General features: G+C 64.7%; 19 protein-coding genes. 13 read left to right on the forward strand and 6 right to left on the reverse strand.

The window, feature by feature from the left end; translation table 11 throughout:
• Window positions 1-25 precede the first annotated feature (25 nt).
• Together cobT and BFN03_RS09930 are read left to right on the forward strand one after the other, a co-directional pair.
• Window positions 26-1135, forward strand: a complete 1110-nt coding sequence (cobT, locus tag BFN03_RS09925; protein ID WP_232320521.1) for a nicotinate-nucleotide--dimethylbenzimidazole phosphoribosyltransferase — start codon at window positions 26-28, stop codon at window positions 1133-1135.
• Complete coding sequence (locus BFN03_RS09930; RefSeq protein WP_070378869.1) at window positions 1135-1878, forward strand: adenosylcobinamide-GDP ribazoletransferase; 744 nt, start codon at window positions 1135-1137, stop codon at window positions 1876-1878. Before cobT ends, BFN03_RS09930 begins: the two co-directional genes overlap by 1 nt.
• 22 nt (window positions 1879-1900) lie before the next feature.
• Here the strand turns inward: BFN03_RS09930 and BFN03_RS09935 are convergent, their stop codons facing one another.
• Window positions 1901-3004: a branched-chain amino acid aminotransferase gene (locus tag BFN03_RS09935; RefSeq protein WP_070378870.1), complete on the reverse strand. Its 1104-nt coding sequence runs from the start codon at window positions 3002-3004 to the stop codon at window positions 1901-1903.
• Between the two features lie 218 nt (window positions 3005-3222).
• On the opposite strand from BFN03_RS09935, the gene BFN03_RS09940 reads away from it, so the two are divergent.
• Window positions 3223-4740: a leucyl aminopeptidase gene (locus tag BFN03_RS09940; RefSeq protein WP_070378871.1), complete on the forward strand. Its 1518-nt coding sequence runs from the start codon at window positions 3223-3225 to the stop codon at window positions 4738-4740.
• Between the two features lie 84 nt (window positions 4741-4824).
• Here BFN03_RS09940 and BFN03_RS09945 read toward each other — a convergent pair whose 3' ends face one another.
• On the reverse strand, window positions 4825-5163 hold the full coding sequence (locus BFN03_RS09945; RefSeq protein ID WP_070378872.1) for an oxidoreductase: 339 nt from the start codon (window positions 5161-5163) through the stop codon (window positions 4825-4827).
• A gap of 340 nt (window positions 5164-5503) precedes the next feature.
• On the opposite strand from BFN03_RS09945, the gene sucB reads away from it, so the two are divergent.
• The 5 genes from sucB to BFN03_RS09970 all read left to right on the forward strand — a co-directional run bounded on the left by sucB (window position 5504) and on the right by BFN03_RS09970 (window position 10964).
• A complete protein-coding gene (gene sucB, locus BFN03_RS09950) occupies window positions 5504-7237 on the forward strand; it encodes a 2-oxoglutarate dehydrogenase, E2 component, dihydrolipoamide succinyltransferase (RefSeq protein ID WP_070380792.1) in 1734 nt (577 codons plus the stop codon).
• 96 nt (window positions 7238-7333) lie between these two features.
• Window positions 7334-8224, forward strand: a complete 891-nt coding sequence (locus tag BFN03_RS09955) for a TIGR01777 family oxidoreductase (RefSeq protein WP_070378873.1) — start codon at window positions 7334-7336, stop codon at window positions 8222-8224.
• A gap of 69 nt (window positions 8225-8293) precedes the next feature.
• Window positions 8294-9067 (forward strand): lipoyl(octanoyl) transferase LipB, encoded by a 774-nt coding sequence (gene lipB, locus BFN03_RS09960; protein WP_070378874.1) that lies wholly within the window; start codon window positions 8294-8296, stop codon window positions 9065-9067.
• A 54-nt stretch (window positions 9068-9121) separates the two neighbouring features.
• Window positions 9122-10132, forward strand: coding sequence for a lipoyl synthase (lipA, locus tag BFN03_RS09965; protein ID WP_198163252.1), 1011 nt, complete (start codon window positions 9122-9124; stop codon window positions 10130-10132).
• Window positions 10133-10199: 67 nt separating this feature from the next.
• Entirely contained in the window at window positions 10200-10964 is a 765-nt protein-coding gene (locus BFN03_RS09970) for a DUF4191 domain-containing protein (protein WP_070378875.1), read from the forward strand.
• Between the two features lie 80 nt (window positions 10965-11044).
• Here the strand turns inward: BFN03_RS09970 and BFN03_RS09975 are convergent, their stop codons facing one another.
• Entirely contained in the window at window positions 11045-11521 is a 477-nt protein-coding gene (locus tag BFN03_RS09975; RefSeq protein WP_070378876.1) for an RDD family protein, read from the reverse strand.
• A 211-nt stretch (window positions 11522-11732) separates the two neighbouring features.
• On the opposite strand from BFN03_RS09975, the gene glnA reads away from it, so the two are divergent.
• Window positions 11733-13169, forward strand: a complete 1437-nt coding sequence (glnA, locus tag BFN03_RS09980) for a type I glutamate--ammonia ligase (protein WP_070378877.1) — start codon at window positions 11733-11735, stop codon at window positions 13167-13169.
• 105 nt (window positions 13170-13274) lie between these two features.
• Here glnA and BFN03_RS09985 read toward each other — a convergent pair whose 3' ends face one another.
• The 3 genes from BFN03_RS09985 to BFN03_RS09995 all read right to left on the reverse strand — a co-directional run bounded on the left by BFN03_RS09985 (window position 13275) and on the right by BFN03_RS09995 (window position 18289).
• Window positions 13275-15062 (reverse strand): hydantoinase B/oxoprolinase family protein, encoded by a 1788-nt coding sequence (locus BFN03_RS09985; protein WP_070378878.1) that lies wholly within the window; start codon window positions 15060-15062, stop codon window positions 13275-13277.
• Complete coding sequence (locus tag BFN03_RS09990) at window positions 15059-17101, reverse strand: hydantoinase/oxoprolinase family protein (protein WP_070378879.1); 2043 nt, start codon at window positions 17099-17101, stop codon at window positions 15059-15061. The genes BFN03_RS09985 and BFN03_RS09990 overlap by 4 nt, the downstream gene beginning before the upstream one ends.
• A gap of 168 nt (window positions 17102-17269) precedes the next feature.
• A complete protein-coding gene (locus BFN03_RS09995; RefSeq protein ID WP_070378880.1) occupies window positions 17270-18289 on the reverse strand; it encodes a beta-propeller fold lactonase family protein in 1020 nt (339 codons plus the stop codon).
• Between the two features lie 858 nt (window positions 18290-19147).
• On the opposite strand from BFN03_RS09995, the gene BFN03_RS10005 reads away from it, so the two are divergent.
• The 4 genes from BFN03_RS10005 to BFN03_RS10020 are packed head-to-tail and all read left to right on the forward strand — an operon-like array spanning window position 19148 to window position 22797.
• Complete coding sequence (locus BFN03_RS10005) at window positions 19148-19798, forward strand: ABC transporter permease (RefSeq protein ID WP_198163489.1); 651 nt, start codon at window positions 19148-19150, stop codon at window positions 19796-19798.
• A complete protein-coding gene (locus tag BFN03_RS10010) occupies window positions 19791-21044 on the forward strand; it encodes an ABC transporter ATP-binding protein (protein WP_084385576.1) in 1254 nt (417 codons plus the stop codon). Before BFN03_RS10005 ends, BFN03_RS10010 begins: the two co-directional genes overlap by 8 nt.
• Entirely contained in the window at window positions 21041-21814 is a 774-nt protein-coding gene (locus BFN03_RS10015) for an ABC transporter permease (RefSeq protein WP_232320216.1), read from the forward strand. The genes BFN03_RS10010 and BFN03_RS10015 overlap by 4 nt, the downstream gene beginning before the upstream one ends.
• Window positions 21814-22797, forward strand: coding sequence for a glycine betaine ABC transporter substrate-binding protein (locus BFN03_RS10020; protein ID WP_070378883.1), 984 nt, complete (start codon window positions 21814-21816; stop codon window positions 22795-22797). Before BFN03_RS10015 ends, BFN03_RS10020 begins: the two co-directional genes overlap by 1 nt.
• The last annotated feature ends 13 nt before the right edge of the window (window positions 22798-22810 follow it).

The raw sequence follows: 22810 nt of genomic DNA on the forward strand, positions 1-22810 counted from the left end.
CGACCCCAGCCGTTTCGAACCCGTCATCCCACCGGACGAGGCGATACGAGAACAGGCCGAGGCCCGTCAGTTGCAGCTCACCAAACCGATCGGGTCGCTAGGGCGTCTCGAGGCGATCGCGTGTTGGGTCGCGGCCTGCCAAGGTGTTTGCCCACCAGCGCCTTTCGTCCGCGCGCGGGTGGTCGTATTCGCAGGAGACCACGGGATCGCACGAAACGGAGTCTCGGCCTATCCTCCCGAGGTGACCGCCCAGATGGTCGCCAACTTCGCGAGCGGCGGGGCAGCGGTCAACGTTCTCGCGAACCGAGCAGGGGCCAGCGTGCGCGTCGTCGACATCTCCGTGGACGGCGACACCGATCCGTCGTTGTCCGCCTTCAAGATCCGGCGGTCCTCCGGGGCCATAGACCGAGAGGATGCCCTCACACATGAGGAGACGCTGAGGGCCATCGACGCCGGACGGGCGATCGCCGACGCCGAAATCGATTCCGGCGCAGATTTGTTGATCCCCGGCGAAATGGGAATCGGCAACACCACGCCGGCCACCGTCCTGATCGCAACATTGACCGACACCGAACCGGTAGCCGCTGTAGGCCGTGGCACGGGGATCGACGACGCCGGCTGGATTCGCAAGACGGCGGCGATCCGAGATGCCATGCGCCGGGCACGACCCGTAGCCCGCGACACCGTGGCGCTGTTGCGCACAGCTGCGGGGGCGGATCTCGCGGCGATCGCGGGATTCCTCGCCCAGGCATCCACGCGCAGGACCCCGGTGATCCTCGACGGCGTCACCGTCACCGCAGCCGCAATGATCGCGGAGGAACTGGCCCACGGCGCCCGCTCCTGGTGGCTTGCCGGGCACCGTTCCACCGAACCGGCGCACACCATTGCGCTGAAACACCTCCAGCTCGAGCCACTCCTCGAGTTGGACATGCGGCTCGGCGAAGGGTCCGGCGCCGTAACTGCGCTACCCGTCGTGCAAGGTGCCGTTTCAGCCCTGGCGGAGATGGCGACCTTCGCTGAGGCGGGCATCAGCACAGGTGAGCGCGAAGGCGAGGAAGAAACTCAGAGCAAGGAAGCTAGCGGCGGGGAAGCTGACGGCACTGGCGACCAGGCCGGCTCCGGTCCAACAGGCTGATGGTCTCGGGTGTTCGATTGGCCTTCTCCTGGCTGACGGTTCTCCCCTTGCGCGGACCGGACTCGGTGGATCGCACCGCAGGGCGACGCGCGATCACAGCGGCACCACTCACCGGAATCGCACTCGGCGTCCTGGCTACTGGCCTGTTGTGGATTCTGGTGTCTGCCGGGCAGAACCCTGCCCTTGCAGGACTGTTGACGGTCGGGGCACACGCACTCGCTACCCGTGGCATGCACATCGACGGGCTGTCCGACACGTTCGACGGGCTCGGCTGCTACGGACCTCCCGAACGTGCCCGGGCCGTGATGCACAGCGGTGGAGCCGGGCCGTTCGGAGTGTGCGCCCTGGTGATCATCCTCGGCGCGCAGGGGCTTTCCTTCGGAGCGCTCGCCGCCGCAGGGCAATTCGGCTGTGTGGCCGTGGCCTTCGCCGCAGGTCGCGTGGCGGTGGTGTTCGCCTGCCGACGCGGTGTCTCCGCGTCGTCCCAGGAAGGATTCGGCGCCTTGGTGGCCGGAACTCAGTCCCCTTGGGTCGGAATCGCCTGGACCGTTCCGCTACTGGCAGCGGCCGCATGGTGCACGTCGCCGTGGTGGCAAGGGCCCATCGTCGTGGCGGCGGCGCTCGCCCTCAGCATGCTCGTGGTGGCGCACTGCGTTCGGCGGTTCGCCGGAATCAACGGTGATGTGCTCGGGGCCGCACTCGAGATCACGGTCACCGTCTCGGCGATCGGTCTCGCTTTCTAAAATTCCTCAGCCGAATGCGGACTCACCACATCCTCCTCATCCAGCCATGAGTATCGGCGAACGTACCCCGCTGGATCCCGGTGAGGGTATCGCGCAGGGCCATGCTGACCTCGCCCGGCTCACCATCGCCGACCATGAACTCGCCCTCCTCCGACTTCACGTGAGAGACAGGGGTGATCACGGCAGCCGTACCGCACGCGAACACTTCGGTGATCTCGCCCGCGACCGCCTTCTCACGCCACTCGTCGGTGCTGATCCTTCGCTCCTCGACGGCATAGCCGGCATCGGTCGCCAGGGTCAGCAGGGACTCGCGGGTGACCCCTGGCAGAAATGAGTCCGACAGTGACGGCGTCACGAGGCGAGCGTCGGAACCGGAGCCGAAGACGAAGAACAAGTTCATCGCGCCCATTTCCTCGACATACCTGTGCTCGATCGCGTCGAGCCAGACAACGTTGTCGCAACCCTTGGCAGCGGCCTCCCTCTGCACGAACATCGTCCCAGCGTAGTTACCTGCGAACTTGGCGGCTCCGGTACCACCGGGTGCTGCACGTATGTAATCGCGTGACAGCCACACGGTCACTGGCTTGACCCCGCGCGGGAAATAGGCGCCCGCGGGGCACGCAATCAGCAGGTAGCGGTACTCATCAGCGGGCCGAATACCCAACCCCGGCTCGGTCGCGTACATGAATGGGCGCAGATACAGCGATTCCTCACTGCCCGCGGCAGGAACCCACGCGTGATCGAGTTCGAGCACTTCGGCGATCGACCCGACGAACAGCTCCTCCGGCAGTTCCGGCATAGCGAGTCGGCGCGCCGAATCCCGGAACCGTTTCGCATTCGCATCGGCACGGAAGGTCGAGATATGACCATCGGGCTGCCTGTACGCCTTCAGGCCCTCGAATATCGCCTGACCGTAGTGCAGGACCATTGCAGAAGGGTCGAGCTGGATCGGTGCGTACGGCTCGACCTTGGCGTCGTGCCACCCGCGGGCGGTGGAGTAGCTGATCGACACCATATGGTCGGTGAAGTGCTTGCCGAATCCGGGCGCCGCAAGAATCTCCCGCCGTGTTTCTTCAGAGGCAGGAGAGGGATGCGGGACGCGTACGAACTCGGTGGCACCTGTCATGGCGGTGATCCTATCGAACAACTACCGCCGCTCAGCGTCCGATAGGACTTCCATGACGAGCAGCCGCCGGTGTCGAACTCGGCAAACGACGGCAACTGCCGCTCGGCCGTGCGCACAACCCGTCGAATCCCCGCCGAAGGGGCACTAGCATCGGGTCGGGTCCGGCACAGCAACCCCGACCTGGCCCGCGCCAATTCAGAACTGCCTCAGGAGACACCGTGAGCACTCGCACAGCTCGACCCCTCGGACCACAACTCGTTCTGGCCGGTTCCGTCGGCAAGAAGGTTGACGTGTTGGTGATCGGATTGACGTCGAGTTCGGACGGCCCCGAAATTGCGCTCGGCGGTGACCTCATCGACGAGTCCGTGCTGACCGATCTGCTCGATACTCTCATCGCGGTCGGAGCAACCGGCAAAGCCGAGGAGACAACCCGGATCCCTTCACCGGCCACTCTTCCGGTCAAGAGCATTCTCGCGGTCGGGCTCGGCAGCGCCGAGAAGCTCGACGCCGAGCAGGTCCGGCGATCGGCGGGGGCGGCGTCCCGCACACTCGGCGGAGCCGGCACCGCCTCTACCACACTGTCCGTGCTCGATCTCGGTGCCGCTGCGGAAGGTTTCGCCTTGGGCGCGTACCGATTCACGGAATTCAAGTCAGCCAAGTCCGCGCCCGGCCCCGAGGCGCAGCCCGTGTCGCGGGTGGAACTCCTGGTACCTGCGCCACGGACCAAGGAAGCCAAGAACACCCTCGCCCGCTCCGCGGCAATCGCCGAGGCCGTCGCCACTGCGCGCGAGTTCGTCAACACTCCCCCGAGCCATCTCTTTCCCGCCGAGTTCGCCAATCGCGCAAAGGTTCTCGGAACCGACGCCGGATTGAAGGTCGAGATACTCGACGAGAAGGCACTCGAAAAGGGTGGCTACGGAGGAATTCTGGGCGTAGGCAAGGGGTCGTCTCGCCTGCCGCGACTGGTCCGGCTCAGCTACTCGGCAAAGAAGCGGAAGGCACCGAAGGTAGCGCTCGTCGGCAAGGGCGTCACTTTCGACACCGGCGGTATCTCCATCAAGCCCGCCGCCGGCATGGAGAACATGACCTCCGACATGGGCGGTGCGGCAGCGGTGGTGGCCACGGTCGTCCTCGCCGCGAAACTCGGGCTACCCGTCGATGTCACCGCGACCGTTCCGATGGCCGAGAACATGCCGTCGGGCACCGCACAGCGTCCCGGTGACGTCCTGACGCAATACGGTGGAACGACGGTCGAGGTCATCAACACCGACGCTGAGGGACGACTCATCCTGGCCGACGCGATCGTCCGCGCGTGTGAGGACAACCCCGACTACCTCATCGATACCGCGACTCTCACCGGTGCTCAGATGGTGGCCCTGGGCACACGCACCCCCGGCGTCATGGGCACCGACGAGTTCCGCGACCGCGTCGCGGCGATCTCCCAGGAGGTCGGCGAGAACGCATGGGCCATGCCGATGCCTGTCGAACTGCGCTCGGACCTCGACTCGAAGGTCGCCGATCTCGCCAATGTCACCAATCACCGGTGGGGCGGAATGCTCTCAGCGGCTCTGTTCCTGAAGGAGTTCGTCGCGGACGGCGTGCAGTGGGCGCACATCGACGTTGCCGGTCCGGCTTACAACTCGTCGGGACCGTGGGGATACACAGGCAAAGGCGGCACCGGCGTACCGGTGCGCACAATGATCTCGGTGATCGAGGACATCGCGACCAACAACTAGCGCGTCAGCGCCAAGGGGAATGTGCTTTTCTTCGCAACCGAAGCGTCGAACGGCACATTCACCCGACGGTGGGATTCCGAACGCCTACAGGTCGCGCTCACGCTCGCGTCGGCGCTCTATGCGCCGACGCGCGTCGAAGTCACGCATCCGCTGCGGGTAGCCGGTCTTACGTACGTCGTACACGGGGATGCGCAGATCTTCGCCGAGTTTGCGGGCGCCACGTTCGCCGCCCACCTTGCGTCGGGTCCATTCGCCGTCGGCCGCGACGAGGACGACGGTGACTTCAGTCACTGTCGTCTGGGGTTCCACGTACGCCTCGACCCCGAGGTGCGTGCGCGCCCAGTTCGCGAGGTAGGCCGCATCCCCAGTGGAAGCCGAGGCACGGCCGGCCCGGGGCCGTGAGAAACGGTCGAACAACCCCACGTCAACCTCCTCGTGTACGTGATGTTCTGCATGATGCAGGGAACTGTCGAAATTGTCCTCCTAGTTTGCCAGGCAACGCCGCACCACGGCGGCACACCGAGCTACTGACCGGTAGGCCGAATGTCCCTCTACTCCCGGGTCCCTCACCGATGGCCCTCGCCGGACATGCTCGCGGAATCAATGGAAAGATATGAATCGCCGACACGGCGGGTGGGTGACGACGAAGAGGAATTACCTGCTAGTAGCCCGCAAGAGACGTTTATCTCGAGCAACAATGGGTCACGACCACAAGTCGACAAAATTCAACAACCCGAACACGACTGTCGAGGAGTCAAAAGACATGGCCTTCTCCGTCCAGATGCCAGCGCTTGGTGAGAGTGTCACCGAGGGAACTGTCACGCGGTGGCTCAAGCAGGAAGGAGACACGGTCGAAGTCGACGAACCCCTACTCGAAGTCTCCACGGACAAGGTCGACACCGAGATCCCCTCTCCAGTGGCCGGCGTTCTCAGCAAGATCGTTGCTCAGGAAGATGACACCGTCGAAATCGGCGGTGAACTCGCCGTCATCGGCGACGCCGGCGAGGCCCCCACCGCCGACTCCGCCCCGGCTTCCACACCAGCACCCGCGGAATCGGCTGCGCCCCCGGCGCCCGCGGCTCCCGCCGCGCCCGCAGCCGCCCAGACGACAAGTTCCGCCGACACCGCATCGTCAGAGGGCACCGTCGTCACGATGCCGGAACTCGGCGAGTCTGTTACCGAGGGCATCATCACCCGTTGGCTCAAGGCCGTCGGCGAAGAGGTCGCCCTGGACGAGGCGCTCGTCGAGATCTCCACCGACAAGGTCGATACCGAGATCCCTTCTCCTGTCGCCGGTACGCTCCTCGAGATCAACGCTGCGGAAGATGACACCGTGGCCGTCGGTGGCCAACTCGCTGTCATCGGCTCCGGCTCCCCCGCAACCAAGCCCGCCGCCGCGCCCGCACCGACGCCGGCCCCGGCGAAGGCCGAGCCCACCCCGCAGCCCGCGAAGGCCGAGCCAGCTCCCCAGCCCGCGAAGGCCGAGCCCGCCAGGAGTGCCCCCGCCCCCACGGTCGCCCCGTCCGCTCCTACGGCAACATCCGGTGACAGCACCCCCTACGTGACTCCACTGGTGCGCAAACTCGCCGCCGAGAACGGCGTCGATCTGTCCTCGATCACCGGCACCGGTGTCGGTGGCCGGATCCGCAAGCAGGACGTCCTCGCCGCGGCCGAGGCCAAGAAAGCCGCGGCGACCGCTGCACCGGCCGCATCTACCCCAGCGGCAGCGACACCGGCTGCAGCCTCCGCCGGGGTTCGCCCCGAGCTGGCCCACTTGCGCGGGACCACCCAGAAGGCCAACCGGATTCGTCAGATCACGGCTACCAAGACACGTGAATCGCTGCAGAGCACGGCGCAGCTCACCCAGACCTTCGAGGTCGACGTCACCCGGATCGCGGCGCTGCGCGATCGGGCCAAGGGCGCATTCCTCGAACGCGAGGGTGTCAAGCTCACGTTCCTCCCGTTCTTCGCGAAGGCCGTCGTCGAAGCACTGAAGTCGCACCCGAACGTCAACGCCAGCTACGACGAAGCGAACAAGCAGATCACTTACTACGATGCCGAGCACCTCGGAATCGCGGTCGATACCGAGCAGGGTCTGCTCTCGCCGGTCATCCACAACGCCGGCGACCTCTCGCTGGCCGGCCTGGCTCGCGCGATCGCGGATATTGCCAAGCGCGCCCGCTCCGGAGGTCTCAAGCCGGATGAACTGTCCGGTGGCACGTTCACGATCACGAACATCGGCAGCCAGGGCGCTCTGTTCGATACACCGATCCTCGTGCCCCCGCAGGCTGCGATGCTCGGAACCGGTGCGATAGTCAAGCGGCCCGTGGTCGTGACCGACGAGTCCGGCAGCGAGTCCATCGGAGTTCGGTCGATGTGCTACTTGCCGCTGACCTACGATCATCGTCTAGTCGACGGCGCGGACGCCGGTCGCTTCCTGACCACGGTCAAGGAGCGTCTGGAGGAGGCGTCCTTCGAGGCGGATCTCGGCCTGTAGCTCTTTCGGACAGCCGCGTTGGTACGTTCGAATTCGCGCAGGGGCACCATTTCTCGCGGGAATGGTGCCCCTGCTCTGTAAAGGAGGCTGTTGCACATGCGAGTAGTCGTCGCCGGTTCCTCGGGGCTGATCGGGACCGCTCTCGTCTCGTCCCTCCGTAGCGACGGCCACGACGTCGTACGTCTCGTACGCCGATCGCCGACAGGACCGGACGAGTCGCGTTGGGATCCGCAAAGAGACCGACTCGACACGGAAGTCCTCGCCGAGACCGACGCGGTGGTGAATCTGTGCGGGGTCGCAGTCGGTGGCAAGCGCTGGAACGGTGCCTACAAGCAGTTGATCCGTGACAGTCGGATCGCAGCGACTGACGTTCTCGCCGAGGCTGTCACCACAGCAGGCGTTCCCGTATTCGTGAACGCGAGCGCGGTGGGATACTACGGCGATACCGGCGACCGCATCGTCGACGAGAAGTCCCCGCCTGGAAGCGGTTTCCTCGCCGATACCTGCCGCGATTGGGAAGCGGCGGCAACGTCTACGGACGCCGCGAAAGTCCGAACGATTCTGCTGCGCAGCGGCATTGTCCTCTCACCACACGGCGGAATTCTCGGACAACTGAAGTCGCTCTATTCGATCGGACTCGGTGGACGACTCGGCAACGGTCGCCAGTACTTGTCCTGGATCTCCTTGGAAGATGAGGTCGAGGCGATCAAATTCGTGCTGACCCGTGAAGACATCTCGGGCCCAGTGAATCTCAGCGGTCCGGCGCCGGTGACCAACGCACAGTTCAGCGATGCACTGGCAAGGGTGTTGCACCGCCCCGCACCCTGGGTAGTTCCGGGGTTCGCGCTGAGCGCACTGGTGGGAGAGTTTGCTCGAGAAGGCGTCCTGTCAGGGCAGCGCGCGATTCCCGCCGTGCTCGAGGAGGCCGGTTACAGTTTCCGGCACAACACCGTTGGTGAAGCCCTGAGCGCAGCCCTCCTCGGGTGACGGCCGCAGCCCTCGTCCGGTGACCGACTCGAGGTGACCCGCCCGGTCCGCGGGCGTAATCTCTAGCGCATGAGCGCGCCACAATCCGCCCGCGTCAGCCAGTCGCCGATGGTTGTCGAAGATCTCGGCACGATCGGCTACCTCCCCGCATGGGATCGTCAACGCGAACTCGCGGCGCAGCGGGCTGGGGGCCTGGGCGATGACACGCTGCTGCTGCTCGAACACCCTGCGGTCTACACCGCCGGACGACGAACCGAGCCCGCCGATCGGCCCACTGACGGCACCCCGGTCATCGATGTAGACCGCGGCGGAAAGATCACCTGGCACGGCCCGGGGCAACTGGTCGGCTACCCCATCGTGAAACTGGCCGAACCGGTGGACGTCGTGCGCTACGTACGCAGGCTCGAGCAGGCACTGATTTCCGTATGCACCGATCTCGGTATCGAATGCGGGCGGGTCGGCGGACGCTCAGGCGTGTGGTTGCCCGCCTCGTCGGAAAACGGGCGCAGATTGCCCGAGCGCAAGGTCGCGGCCATCGGCGTTCGCGTACAACGCGGGGTCGCGCTGCACGGTTTCGCTCTCAACTGCAACTCCGTTCTCACCGGCTTCGACGCGATCGTCCCGTGCGGCATCCGGGATGCGGGCGTCACGTCGCTCTCTCGTGAGTTAGGCCGCGACGTCACCGTCAGCGAGGTCAAGCCCGCCGTCACGGCAGCGGTCACCGCCGCACTCGACGGTGTTCTTCCGATCACCGATCACGACATCGAGCGGGCGACATCTGACGCGGAAGTCGTGGCGAACATCTCCCCGACACCCACCTTCACCACTGTTCGGTACGGCTGACGACGGCCTGCCCCTGACCTTCGCAAAACCCTGACCGGGAGTACGATCGGTGCCGTGACTGTGGCCCCAGAAGGACGCAAACTGCTCCGCCTCGAGATCCGAAACGCGGAGACCCCGATCGAGCGCAAGCCGAACTGGATCAAGACCCGGGTCAAGATGGGGCCCGAATACTCCGAGCTCAGAGGCCTCGTAAAGCGCGAGGGCCTACACACCGTGTGCGAGGAAGCCGGCTGCCCCAACATCTACGAGTGCTGGGAAGACCGCGAGGCGACATTCCTGATCGGCGGTCAGCAGTGCACCCGTCGCTGCGACTTCTGCCAGATCGACACCGGCAAGCCCGACGACCTCGATCGCGACGAACCCCGGCGAGTCGCCGAATCCGTTCAGGCGATGGGGTTGCGGTACTCGACTGTCACCGGCGTCGCCCGGGACGATCTACCCGACGGCGGTGCCTGGCTCTATGCCGAAACGGTTCGCCTGATCCACCAGCTCAACCCCGGGACCGGCGTCGAACTGCTGATCCCCGATTTCAACGCGAAGCCCGAACAATTGGCCGAGGTGTTCGCAACCCGGCCAGAGGTCTTGGCGCACAACGTCGAAACTGTGCCCCGCATCTTCAAGCGGATCCGACCGGCATTCCGCTACCAACGCAGCCTGGACGTGATCACTGCTGCACGCGAGGCCAACCTTGTGACCAAGTCCAACCTCATCCTCGGTATGGGCGAGACACCCGACGAGGTCACCCAGGCTCTCCACGACCTCCATGACGCGGGCTGCGACATCATCACCATCACCCAATACCTTCGCCCCTCCTCGCGACATCACCCGGTCGAACGATGGGTCAAGCCCGAGGAGTTCGTCGAACACTCGCAGACCGCCGAGCAGATCGGGTTCGCCGGTGTGATGGCCGGGCCACTGGTTCGCTCGTCCTACCGCGCCGGCCGCCTGTACGCGCAGGCGATGGCCCGTCACGGCCGCAAGTTGCCGGCGGGCCAGGAACACCTCGCCGACGCGGGCAGCGCGCTACAGGAAGCAAGTTCCGTCCTGACTCGCCTCACCCACTGAGCGCACGACGTGCGCGTACACAGGACGGGTCGCTACGGGGTGCGGCCAGGGAAGTATCCTGAACAGCATGGCGAAAGGCAGCAAATCCGGCAAAGCGGGCAAGCCCAGTAAAGAAGCAAAGGCAGCCGCCAAGGCAGCCCGCAGGCAGGCGTCGAAGGAGCGCAGGACTCAGCTCTGGCAGGCGTTCCAGATGCAGCGCAAGGAAGACAAGCTGCTTCTGCCGATCATGCTGGGCACTCTCATCGGACTGACGGTCGTCTTCTTCCTCATCGGTCTGATCTGGGGCATTCAGTGGTTCCTCTTACCGATCGGTCTCATGCTCGGCGCGCTCGGCGCGTTCATCATCTTCGGCCGACGCGTGCAGAAGACGGTCTACAGCAGGGCCGAAGGCCAGGCCGGCGCGGCCGCATGGGCACTCGACAACATGCAGGGCTCCTGGCGCGTCACCAACGCCGTCGCCGGCACCACTCAGCTCGACGCGGTTCACCGCGTGATCGGACGTCCCGGCGTCATTCTGGTCGCCGAGGGATCGCCCGGGCGAGTCAAAGCGCTCCTGGCTCAAGAGAAGAAGAAGGCCGCCCGGTTGGTGGGCGACACCCCGATCTACGACTTCGTCATCGGCAACGACGAGGGCCAGGTTCCGCTGTCTCAGTTGCAGAGACGCCTGAACAAGCTTCCGAAGAACATCGACAGCAAGCGGATGGACGCCATCGAGTCACGGCTCGCGGCGCTCAGCAGCCGCGGCAGCGGGGGCGGCGCAGCGCTGCCCAAGGGTCCGATGCCGGGCGGCGCGAAGATGCGCGGCGTGCAGCGCACCATCCGTCGCCGCTAATTACCCACTTCGCCCCTTCGCTGATTGCGACTCGCTCCGCTCGCCCCGGGGACCGACATTCGTTCGGGCCCCGGACCGGGTCAGCGTGCGCGAACCAGAGCGGTACCCGTGGCCCGATCCTGCATGCCACGGCCATCGGCATCGGTAATGGTTCCAGGAACCACGAAGACCAGCAGTACCTGCCGCACCAACGCACGGACGAAACCGACGCGGACGGGCCCGTCAACGCGCGCAACGTGCATACCGAGGCAGATCTGCCCCGGCGTGAAGGAAAACAGCGTCACGGTCGCGATCCCGATGACGAACCACACTGCGAGTGTGAGGGTCGAGAACGGACCTTCGAAGAATCGGTCGCCGAGGATCAGCGCGGCGATACCTGCCGACGACACCCAGTCGATCATCAGCGCCGCGAGACGGCGACCAGTGCTCGCGAGTGCACCCGGCCCGTCCTCCGGCAGTCCGAGGCGCTCACCTCGATAGGACTGCTTCATCGCGTCGGCGGCGTCCGGAAGTGCAGACGAGGGTCCGGAAAGCCAGGAACCGGTGATTCGTGCCATGCTGTCAAGGATAGGCGTTTAGTCTTCGCGGATTTCGCACCGGAGTTGTGGGCTGTGCATTCAATCACATCCCGCCCGAAGGCGGAGGGTAGATTCGACGTAACATAGGCGAAACAAAAGGTTGACCAGCGGGCAACACCGAGTACATACGGTTTGGCTCGACGAAATTCGCCAGTAATCACTTAGCTGACGCGACTTAAGGAGCACAAGCGTGGCCTTCACCACGGCCGAAGAGGTCATTAAGTTCATCAAGGAAGAGAACGTCGAGTACGTCGACATCCGGTTCAGCGATCTTCCCGGCGTATTGCAGCACTTCTCGATCCCGGCCTCCGCGTTCACCACGGACGTCTTCGAGGACGGCCTCGCGTTCGACGGTTCGTCCGTCCGCGGCTTCCAATCAATCCACGAGTCGGACATGATGCTCCTGCCCGACGTCTCCACCGCGCAGATCGACCCGTTCCGTGCCGCCAAGACGCTGAACATCAACTTCTTCGTCCACGACCCGTTCACGCGTGAGTCGTACAGCCGGGACCCGCGCAACGTCGCCCGCAAGGCCGAGGAATACCTGAAGTCGACCGGTATCGCCGACACCGCGTTCTTCGGCGCTGAGGCGGAGTTCTACATCTTCGACTCGATCCGCTACGACTCGAAGATGAACGGCTCGTTCTACGAGATCGACTCCGTGTCGGCTTCCTGGAACACGGGCTCGGAGCTGAACGCGGATGGCACCCCGAACCTCGGGTACAAGGTCCGCCCCAAGGGCGGCTACTTCCCCGTCGCTCCGTACGACCACTACGTCGATCTCCGCGACGAGATCGCCACGAACCTGCAGAACGCCGGGTTCGACCTCGAGCGCGGCCACCACGAGGTGGGCACCGCAGGCCAGGCGGAGATCAACTACAAGTTCAACACGCTGCTTGCCGCCGCAGACGACCTGCAGCTGTTCAAGTACATCGTCAAGAACACCGCATGGAAGCACGGCAAGTCCGCTACCTTCATGCCGAAGCCGCTCTTCGGTGACAACGGCTCGGGCATGCACGTGCACCAGTCGCTGTGGAAGGACGGAAAGCCGCTGTTCCACGACGAGGCCGGCTATGCGGGCCTGTCCGACACCGCTCGCTGGTACATCGGCGGCATCCTGCACCACGCTCCGTCGTTGCTGGCCTTCACCAACCCGACGATCAACTCGTACCACCGCCTCGTCCCGGGCTTCGAAGCTCCGATCAACTTGGTGTACAGCCAGCGCAACCGCTCGGCCGCCGTGCGTATCCCGATCACGGGCAACAACCCGAAGGCCAAGCGCCTCGAATTCCGCGCCCCCGACTCCTCGGGTAACCCCTACCTGAACTTCGCGGCGCAGATGATGGCGGGCTTGGACGGCATCAAGAACAAGATCGAGCCGCAGGCTCCGGTCGACAAGGACCTCTACGAACTCCCGCCGGAGGAGGCCCGCAACATCCCGCAGGCTCCCACGAGCCTCGCGGCCGTCATCGACCGCCTCGAAGCGGACCACGACTACCTCACCGAGGGTGGCGTGTTCACGACCGACCTGATCGAGACCTGGATCTCGCTCAAGCGTGAGCAGGAAATCGCTCCGGTCAACCTGCGTCCGCACCCGTACGAGTTCCAGCTGTACTACGACGTGTGAGTCGTAGAGCACTCTGACCCGCGGTACGCCGAAGGGTAGAGCGCAGTAACTCCCTGGGCCCGCCCCCGCTGCGATTGCAGCGGGGGCGGGCCCTTCTGCGTGTGGTTACCTGACGCTGCCGTCCACTCCGACCGCTTCGCTCCGCTCAGCGCGCAGCGCCAGCGTCATGTCCGGGTCGACCTCGCCGTCCTCGGACAGGACCACCAGATAGACCTCCCTGGCCTGCCGCGCAGAGACGTATCCGGCGAGGACGTCGGCGGCTACTGCCTCGGGCGGACGCTCGGCCGGGTCACCCCAGCCACCACCGCCGGCGGTGCACTGCGAAATGACCTCACCGGCTCTGAGCGCCAGATTGTGTGCCTTGCTCCCGAATTCGGGTGCGGCAGGACGCTGCTGCGCTTCTCCCGGATCTACGGTGTAAGCCGCGGGAGCGCCGGCCAGGCCGCCTTCGAAGCCCCACGGCGGTACCCGCGCCCGGCCGCCGAGGATCGAAACCGTCGCGTCGTGGCCGAGAACGCGGAGATCCCGCCGGATGCCGAGGCCGCCACGGTGGATACCCGGACCCCCACTGTCGGTACGCAACTCGTAGCGCTCTACCCGAACCGGATACTGGTCCTCGACTACCTCCACCGGCACGTTCGAGATGTTGCCGACAATCGACCAGACGGCGTTGTGTCCATCGCGATCACGACCCGCACCCCACCCGCCCTCCGGGTATTCGTACAGCACATACCTGCGGCCGGAGCGCGGATCTGTGCCGCTGATGATCTTGTTGTTCCCCGACCCCTGATCACAGGCCACTACTCGCGGCCCGTCCTCCGTTCGCGGGATGCTTGCCAGCGCCCGGAACATGGCATTGTGGACGGCGATGGTGGTCTCGGTGCCGCCGGTGCAGGGTGCAGGGAATCGCGGGTTCACGATGGTGCCCTCGGGCGCGAAGATCTTGATCGGACGGTAGCAGCCGGCGTTGGGTTCGATATCGGGGTCGGTGGCCGCCTGGAACACCATGTACACCCCCGCGCAAGTGCAACCCAGCACGCTGTTGAGCGGTCCCTCGACTTGCTCGGACGATCCGGTGAAGTCGACCTCGGCCTCGTCGCCGCTGATGCGCACCGTGACATCGATGACGCGGGGGACGTCGATGATGCCGTCGTTGTCGATGAAGTCCCGCGCGTGATATTGGCCGTCGGGCAACCGCCTGATCGCTTGCCGGGTGCGGCGCTCGGATTGGTCGAGGATCAGTGCCATCGCGGCCTGAACCTGGGTCGCACCGTATCGTTCTGCAAGCTCGATCAGCCGGCGGATTGCGGTGCGGTTGGCCGACATCTGGGCCTCGAAGTCCACTCGAAGCTGTTCGGGCAGACGGGTGTTGCCGATGATGAGCCCCAACAAGTGCTCGTCGAGCACCCCGCCGCGCACCAGCTTGACGGGCGCGATCCGAAGCCCTTCCTGGTAGTTCTCACGCGCCTCGGAATAGAAGCTGCCCGCGCTGGTACCACCGATGTCCAGCTGATGTGCTCGGTTGACGGCGTAGCCGAGCATCGCGCCGTCGTGGAAGATGGGCGCCACGAAAGTGACATCGGGGAGATGAGTTCCACCCAGGTAGGGGTCGTTGAAGACCACCATGTCACCGGACTCGAGCCCGTCGGTGCCGAAGGCATCGGTCACCACCTGGGTGGCGAACACCATGGATCCGAGGTGGATGGGCAGGAACTCACCGTGAGTCACCATCTGGCCGTGCGTGTCGAAGATCGCACAGGAGTAGTCGTTGCCTTCGTTGAAGATCGGCGAGCACGATGTCCTCGACAGCGTGATCCCCATCTCGCGGGAGATCGCGATCAGCGCATGACCGATGACCTGCAGGGTGAATGGGTCTGTCGCCGTGGGGATCATGGTTCTTCCTTGTAGATCAGTAGGCATCCGCCGGCGTCTCGTTGCGCCGACCAGCCAGGAGGGACGAGTGTCGTCGCGTCCTCCTGGTGCAGCACCGCCGGACCGGAAAGCCGCTCCCCCACCGCCAGTGCCCCACGGGCGAGCACCCGCGTCTCGATGAAACGATCCATCGACTCGAAATACACCTGACGGGTCTGGAAGTTGTTGCTGCACTTCACCTCGGCCCATGTCCAGGTCACGTCGGGGTCGGGCTGGTGCGCGATGCCGGTGACCCGCAGGGTGACCAATTCGACCGCGACATCATCGAAGTGGTGGCCGTACCGGCGTTCGTGGGCCGCGCTGAACGCAACGGCAAGTGCACCGAGGGACTCGGCGGTGACCCCCAGACCGTCATGGCGCACCACCAACTCGTGTGACTGTCCGGCGTAGCGCAAGCTGGCCCACAACTTCAGGTCGAACACTGAGCGGTCGTAGCCCTCCCCTGCGAGGAATCCACACACTTCGTCGGCGAGGCCGTTCACCGTCGCACTCACCATCGCAACATCGAGACCAGCCAAGGGTCTGTTGATCGACCGCAGTGCGTCGCAGCGCGGCGGGGCCAGAATCGCGCCGAATGCCGACGTACAACCGGGAAAGGGCGGAACGACCACTGTGGTGATGCCGAGACCATCGGCGATATCGAGAGCATGGACGGGCCCAGCGCCCCCGAACGGAGCCAACGCATATTGGCGCGGATCGCGTCCGCGTTGCACCGAGATCGTTCGTACCGCATTGACCATCGCCGCATTCACCAGCCGCACGATTCCCGCTGCAGCCTTCTCGATGCTGATGCCCATCGGCCGGGCGATTTCGTGCGCGATGGCTTCACGCGCTGCAGCCAGATCGAGATTCAGGTGACCACCCAGCAGTGTCCCTTCGTCGTAGCGTCCAAGCACCAGGTTCGCGTCGGTGACGGTGGGCTGGGTTCCGCCCTGTCCGTAACAGGCCGGCCCGGGTACGCTGCCCGCCGAGGCCGGACCCACCCGCAGCGCCCCACCGGCGTCGAACCACGCAAGGGAACCGCCCCCCGCGCCGATGGTGTGCAGGTCGAGGGTCGGGTAAGCAATGTCCAACCCGCCCACGTTCATATCCAGGCGCTCGTCAGGGACACCGCTCTGCACTGCCGACACGTCGCAGCTGGTGCCGCCCATATCGAGAGTCACAATGTCGGGTTCGCCGGCCTGGGCTGCCAGCCAATGTGCCGCCGACACTCCTCCTGCCGGCCCGGACAAGAGAATCGGGATGGGTGACTCTCCGGCGGCATCGGCCCCAATCACTCCACCGGAGTTGGTCATGACCGACAGCCGCCGCGAGGAAACGCCGCGGCGTTCGAGTTCCCCGCTGAGTCGGCTGACGAAACTCCGCACTACCGGAGCAACGAAGGCCGCCGCTACGGTCGTCGATGTCCGTTCGTACTCTCGCAGCACCGGTAGCACTTCACTCGAGCACAACACTGCGTCGGCGCCGCCGTCCTCGACAATGATCTCCTGTGCGCGTAGCTCGTTGGTGGGGTTTCGGAAGGAGAACAGAAAGGAGATCGCTACCGTGGTCACCCCCAACGCGCGGAGTTCGCGCCACGCGGCACGAACTCCGTCTTCATCAAGTTCCGTGACGATCTCGCCCGAGCTGTCGACCCGCTCGTCGACTTCCTTGCGCAGATGGCGAGGTACCAGCGGCGCCGGGATGGATTCGTAGAGGTCGAAGAGGCGCTCACGGTGAGTACGACGGATCTCCAGGACGTCCCGGAACCCCGCCGTCGTCAACACGCCGGTGGCCGGCCCACACCGGGTCAGAATGGCGTTGGCCGCCAGCGTGGTTCCCAGCTTCACGTGGCTGACATCTGCGCCATCGACACCGGCAGCGTCGAACGCGGCCATGATGCCCTCAGCCGGTCGACGATCGTCGGTAGCTGCCTTGAAACAACGTGCTGATCCGGTCTCCTCGTCGAAGACCACGACATCGGTGAATGTGCCACCGACGTCGATCCCGATTCGATTCATGCTTCACCCACCGGCCGTGCTCCAGTGCATGTCACCCAAACAAACTGTTGAGCCGTGTAACTCGCGCATTCGCCGCCACTCTACTCAGCGCCTCGTGCGTCGGACCAGCCAAGAAGTGACGCCGCCATCCCCGCTCAGCGGGGATGGCGGCGTCACGTATGGTCAGATTCACCTGTCGATATCGATCACCGATACTGTGCCATTCTCACTGTGGCCGCCGCTGGTGACGTAGGCGAAGCTCCCGTCCGGGCTGATCGCCAAACCTCTGGGCGTTGAACCGGCTGGAACTTCACCGATCAACTGGTTGCCGGCGGTCCGGATGAGCGACACGGAACCGGCTGTACTGTTGGCCACATATGCGACGGATCCGTCCCGAGACACCGCCACTTCGTTCGGTCCCCCTGCGGTGTGGACCGCATCTATCACGGTGTTGCCCGCGGTCTCGATCACCGACATCGTTGAGTCGAAGGCGTTGGTGGTATAGAGGCGGGACCCGTCCGGAGACACCGCCACGCCGTTCACCGGCCCAACGTCAGGGACGGTATCGGTCACCGTGTTGCGAGCAGTCTCGACCACCGAGACTCCGCCACCGGTGGTGACATAGGCGTGGGAGTCGTCCGGGGCGATCGCTACCCCGAAGGCTCCCGGGACGGGGACGGTATCGGTCACGGTGTTGCCGGCGGTCTCGATCACCGACAACCCGGCACGCGTGGCTACGTAGGCGTGAGCCCCGTCCGAAGCCACCGCCACACCCTTAGGGGACTCCCCGACGGCGACGGTTGTGATCACACTGTTGCCGGCGGTCTCGATCACCGACACCGTGCTGTCGTTCTCGTTGGTGACATAGGCGTGGGACCCGTCCGGCATCACCGCCACGCCGTGTGGGGTACTCACATTGGGAACGGTTGTGATCACACTGTTGCCGGCGGTCTCGATCACCGACACCGTGCTGTCGTTACGGTTGGTGACGTAGGCGTGGGATCCGTCCGGGGTGAAGGCCACCCCCCTGGGATGTTCCCCCACCCGGATCGTCTCGTTGACCGACTCCTCGGCATCCTCAGCCGCAGTCGCCACCCCGGTCCCGGCCATACCCAACGCCATCCCGAGAACGGTCGCCACCCCGAGCGCCGAACGCCGGATACCTCCTCCCACAGCGGTACGACCGCGAACACCGTTGCACAACTTCACACTTTCTCCTGATCTTGTCGTCATATCGACCATGCATCCCGCACCCCGGACTGTCATTGCACTCCGGTAGTGCACAAGACTGACACCGTGGTCCCATCGACTCGGGTCCCACGAACGGAACGACAGATTGCCCGAACACCACACCCGTGACAGCAAACTCAGCCGCCACGACGGTGCATCGTGGTTGCCTGATATTTCCGCTCACGCGATGATCGCGGATGGTCGCAACCTCTACCTACCGAGCGGCTCCAACTCCGTTCCGGATACACCGTAGACGGCTTCCCCCGGGAACCGCTAGCAGCTTGCGGCGGAACATCTTTCGCGCAATCGCGCCGCCGACTACATGAAGTTTGCAGCAACCCCCATACACCGCAAGCGCTCGACCAGTAAGGAGAGGCGATAGAACCGCAACAAAGTTAGCCGCGGCCATACAGGCCCCCGGAAGCCTCAACCTCTTCCCTGAGAATCCCCCAAGAATCTGCAGAGACAGGTGGCGGCACCTTCGCCACTGGGAGGTCTCGACATCGGCACGGAATCCGTCCGGCGTGACGACAGGCACCCCGGGGAGAGCGGCGCCGGAGCAGACGACATCGAAACCACCGACGTGGCAAGTTCGTGGATGCTCGCACATACGACAGCTTTCGGTTGGCGAGCGAAGTCGGCGCCATCGTGGCAGTCTTGATCTCAATGCCAGTCGTTGTTAACCACGATGCCCGTCGTCGCCCTGGCGAGCCCAGTTGGCGATCGGCGGTCCGAGATTTTCTCGCAACTGGCTGCACTCACGGGTGATCCATAGCAACGTGGGAACCGAGACACGGTATCTGCGAACGCGCACCGGGAAGGGGGCGGTAGTTGGACATCCAGCAATTGTGGGATTTCGTCTCCACTCGGAGGCAGCAACTGCTCACCGACTCTTACCTGCACGTCAGTGCCGTTGTTCAGTCAGTGGTCATCGCCACTGTCGCCGCGGTGGTGATCGGAATCCTCGTCTACCGCAGTCCGGCCGGCTCCGCCGTCGCGACCGCGCTTGCGAGCACGATCCTGACAGTCCCTTCGTTCGCGCTGCTGGGCCTACTCATCCCAATCCTCGGACTTGGCGTGGCTCCCACCGTGACGGCCCTCGTGTTGTACGCGCTGCTGCCGATCATCCGGAACACCATCCTCGGACTCGCCTCTGTCAACCCCGCGGTAACCGATGCCGCCCGTGGAGTGGGAATGAGCCGCACCAGGATCTTGGCTCGAATCGAACTGCCACTCGCCTGGCCATCGATCCTCACCGGCATGCGGTTGAGCACGCAGATGCTCATGGGCATCCTCGCAATCGCTGCATACGCAAAGGGCCCGGGGCTCGGCAACCTCATCTTCTCGGGACTCTCCCGGGTCGGCAGCCCGACGGCCATACCGCAGGCGCTGACAGGCACTGTTCTCATCGTGATCCTGGCACTCGTACTCGACGGTTTCTATGTCCTCGTCGGCCGCCTCACCACATCCAGGGGTATTCGTGACTGATCTCGACGCACCTCGCACCACGAACCGCACCGTCTCGGGAGTGGACATTGTCCTCGAAGACGTCGTCAAGCACTACCCGGGGCAGCGCGAGGCCGCCGTAGACCACGTCTCGATGCACATCCCCGCCGGGGAGATCGTTGTACTGGTCGGACCTTCCGGCTGCGGAAAGACCACCACGATGCGCATGATCAACCGGCTCATCGAGCCGACTTCGGGGAAGATCACAATCGGCGGCAAAGATGCCCTGTCCATCAATCCCGACGAGTTGCGTCGCGGCATCGGCTATTCGATCCAGCAGGCGGGACTGTTTCCCCATCTGACTATTGCGAAGAATGTCGCCACAGTGCCCGGCCTGATCGGCTGGAAAAAGAAGAAGATCGATGAACGTACCGACGAGATGCTCGACCTCGTCGGTCTCGAGCCCAGCTTGTACAGGGACCGCTACCCCCGACAGTTGTCGGGGGGCCAGCAGCAACGGGTGGGTGTGGCGCGCGCGCTGGCCGCCGATCCCCCGGTTCTGCTGATGGACGAGCCGTTCGGCGCGGTCGACCCGATCACGCGCGCTTCACTGCAGGACGAGTTGATGCGGCTGCAATCCGAGCTCGGCAAGACGATCGTCTTCGTCACTCACGACTTCAACGAGGCAGTCAAGCTGGGCGACCGAATTGCGGTGCTGGGCAATCAGTCACACATCATGCAATTCGACTCACCTGAAATGATCCTCGCCAATCCCGCCAATGACATGGTCGCCGGGTTCGTCGGCGCCGACGCTTCCCTCAAGCAGCTCACGCTGACACGTGTCCGGGACGTCGATCTGCTGGACTGCCCCACCGCTTACGCCGACGGCGCGGTCGAGGAACTGCGCGCGGAAGTCGAGCGGCGCAAGGTCAAATGGGCACTGATCCTCGACGATCGCGATCGGCCGACGCGTTGGGTGGCGCGCGACCACCTCGCCACCGCCACCTCGCTACGCGATATCGGATCTCCGATCGGGGAAGTCGTCTCCACCCAGTCCACGTTGCAGGACGCCCTCGAGGCCCTCTTGGCGGAGAGTAGCGCCTCCACAGTGGTCACCGGGCGGCGAGGCGAATACCAAGGCCTCATCACGATTGACACCCTGGTCAGCCATCTTTCCGCCATGAGGAAGAACCCCGGTCGCGGCGACGAACTCGGTAACGAACTCGGCAGCGAACTCGACAAGGGCCACGACGCGGTGGGTGAGCGTGAAGGTGAGGCTTCGTTGTGACCGTCACCGTCCTGGCCCCGGACCCGACTCCCACTGCCGAGCGGTCGGAACGGGCACGCCTGTTCGTCCAGCCGATCCTCGTCATGATCCTGGTCGTCGGAGTTCTCGGATGGGCGTTCACCCGCGATCTCACCCTCACACAGAAGGCGAGCATGAACGCGGCCAACATCGCGAACCTGACATGGCAGCATGTGCTCATCACCTTCGTCGTCGTCACGATCGTCGTCGCCATCGCCGTTCCGCTGGGCATCCTGCTGACTCGCCCCGGGTTCACCCGGCTCGCACCGATCTTCATCGGGATCGCCAACATCGGGCAGGCCGCACCGGCCATCGGACTGCTCGTTCTTCTCTTTCTCGCAACTAATACGACCGGGTTCTGGATCGGAGTGCTCCCCATCGCGTTCTACTCGCTCCTGCCGGTTCTGCGAAATACCATGCTGGGCCTGCAGGAGGTTGATCCGGCTGTCATCGACGCCGGACGAGGACAGGGTATGACCGCTCGGAGGGTGCTGCGCACCTTGGAGTTACCGCTCGCCATCCCCTACATCCTCGCGGGCCTGCGGACATCGCTCGTCCTCGCCGTCGGAACAGCAACACTGAGCTTCCTCGTCGGCGCTGGGGGGCTCGGAATCCTGATCGACACCGGATACAGGTTGCGCGACAACGTCACCCTGGTCGTCGGCGCCGTGTTGGCGGTGGCGCTTGCGCTGCTGGTCGACTGGTTGGGTGCTCTGGCCGAAGAGTTCCTCGGTCCGAAAGGACTGCGCTGATGCGGAGATTCCGACGCGCCATAGCCGCTACAGCTGCCACGCTCACAACATTCGCCCTGGCGTCCTGCGGGCTCGAATCCGGGGGAGCACTGCCGTTGGCAGTGGAGCCGGGCAGCATCGAGACCGTTCCGGAGCTCGAGAATGTGAAGATCACCGTCGGCTCGAAGGACTTCACCGAACAGGTCATCCTGGGCTACATCATCGAGTTCGCACTCAGCGCCGCCGGCGCCAACGTGCGCGACCTCACAAACATCACGGGATCCAACAGCGTGCGCGACGCACAACTGAGCGGCCAGATCGACATCACCTACGAGTACACCGGGACGGGCTGGATCAACTATCTCGGCAACGAGACACCGATCCCGGGCGCCACTGCGCAGTTCGAGGCGGTCCGGGACGAGGACCTCGCACGCAACGGCATGGTGTGGGTCGACCCTGCGCCCATGGACAACACGTATGCGATCGCCACGAGCAGGAAGACCGCCGAACAGACCGGTGTCACCACGCTGTCTCTGTACGAGGAACTGGTCAAAGCCGACCCGAAGGCGGCAACGACCTGCGTCGAAACCGAGTTCAACGTCAGGCCGGACGGATATCCCGGCATGGCCGCCAGGTACGGTTTCGACCCTGCTCGAGCGGATCGCAAGATCCTGCAGACCGGCATCATCTACCAGGCGACCGCCGAAGGAAAGGAGTGCAAGTTCGGCGAAGTGTATACAACGGACGGGCGCATCATCGCGCTCGACCTCGTACTACTGGACGACGACCTCGGCTTCTTCCCGAACTACAACCCTGCCATCGTGATGCCCAAGGACTTCGCCGACGCACACCCCCAGATTGCCGAGGTGATGGCTCCCGTCTCCGCCGCGCTGACCACCCCGGAAATCACCGAGCTCAACCGTCGGGTGGACGTCGAGGGACAGGAACCCGCGAACGTGGCACGTGACTGGCTGGTGGACAAGGGATTCGTCACCCTCCCCTGACCGAGGGCCGTGT

This window comes from Rhodococcus sp. WMMA185 (assembly GCF_001767395.1).
Taxonomy (GTDB): domain Bacteria; phylum Actinomycetota; class Actinomycetes; order Mycobacteriales; family Mycobacteriaceae; genus Rhodococcus_F.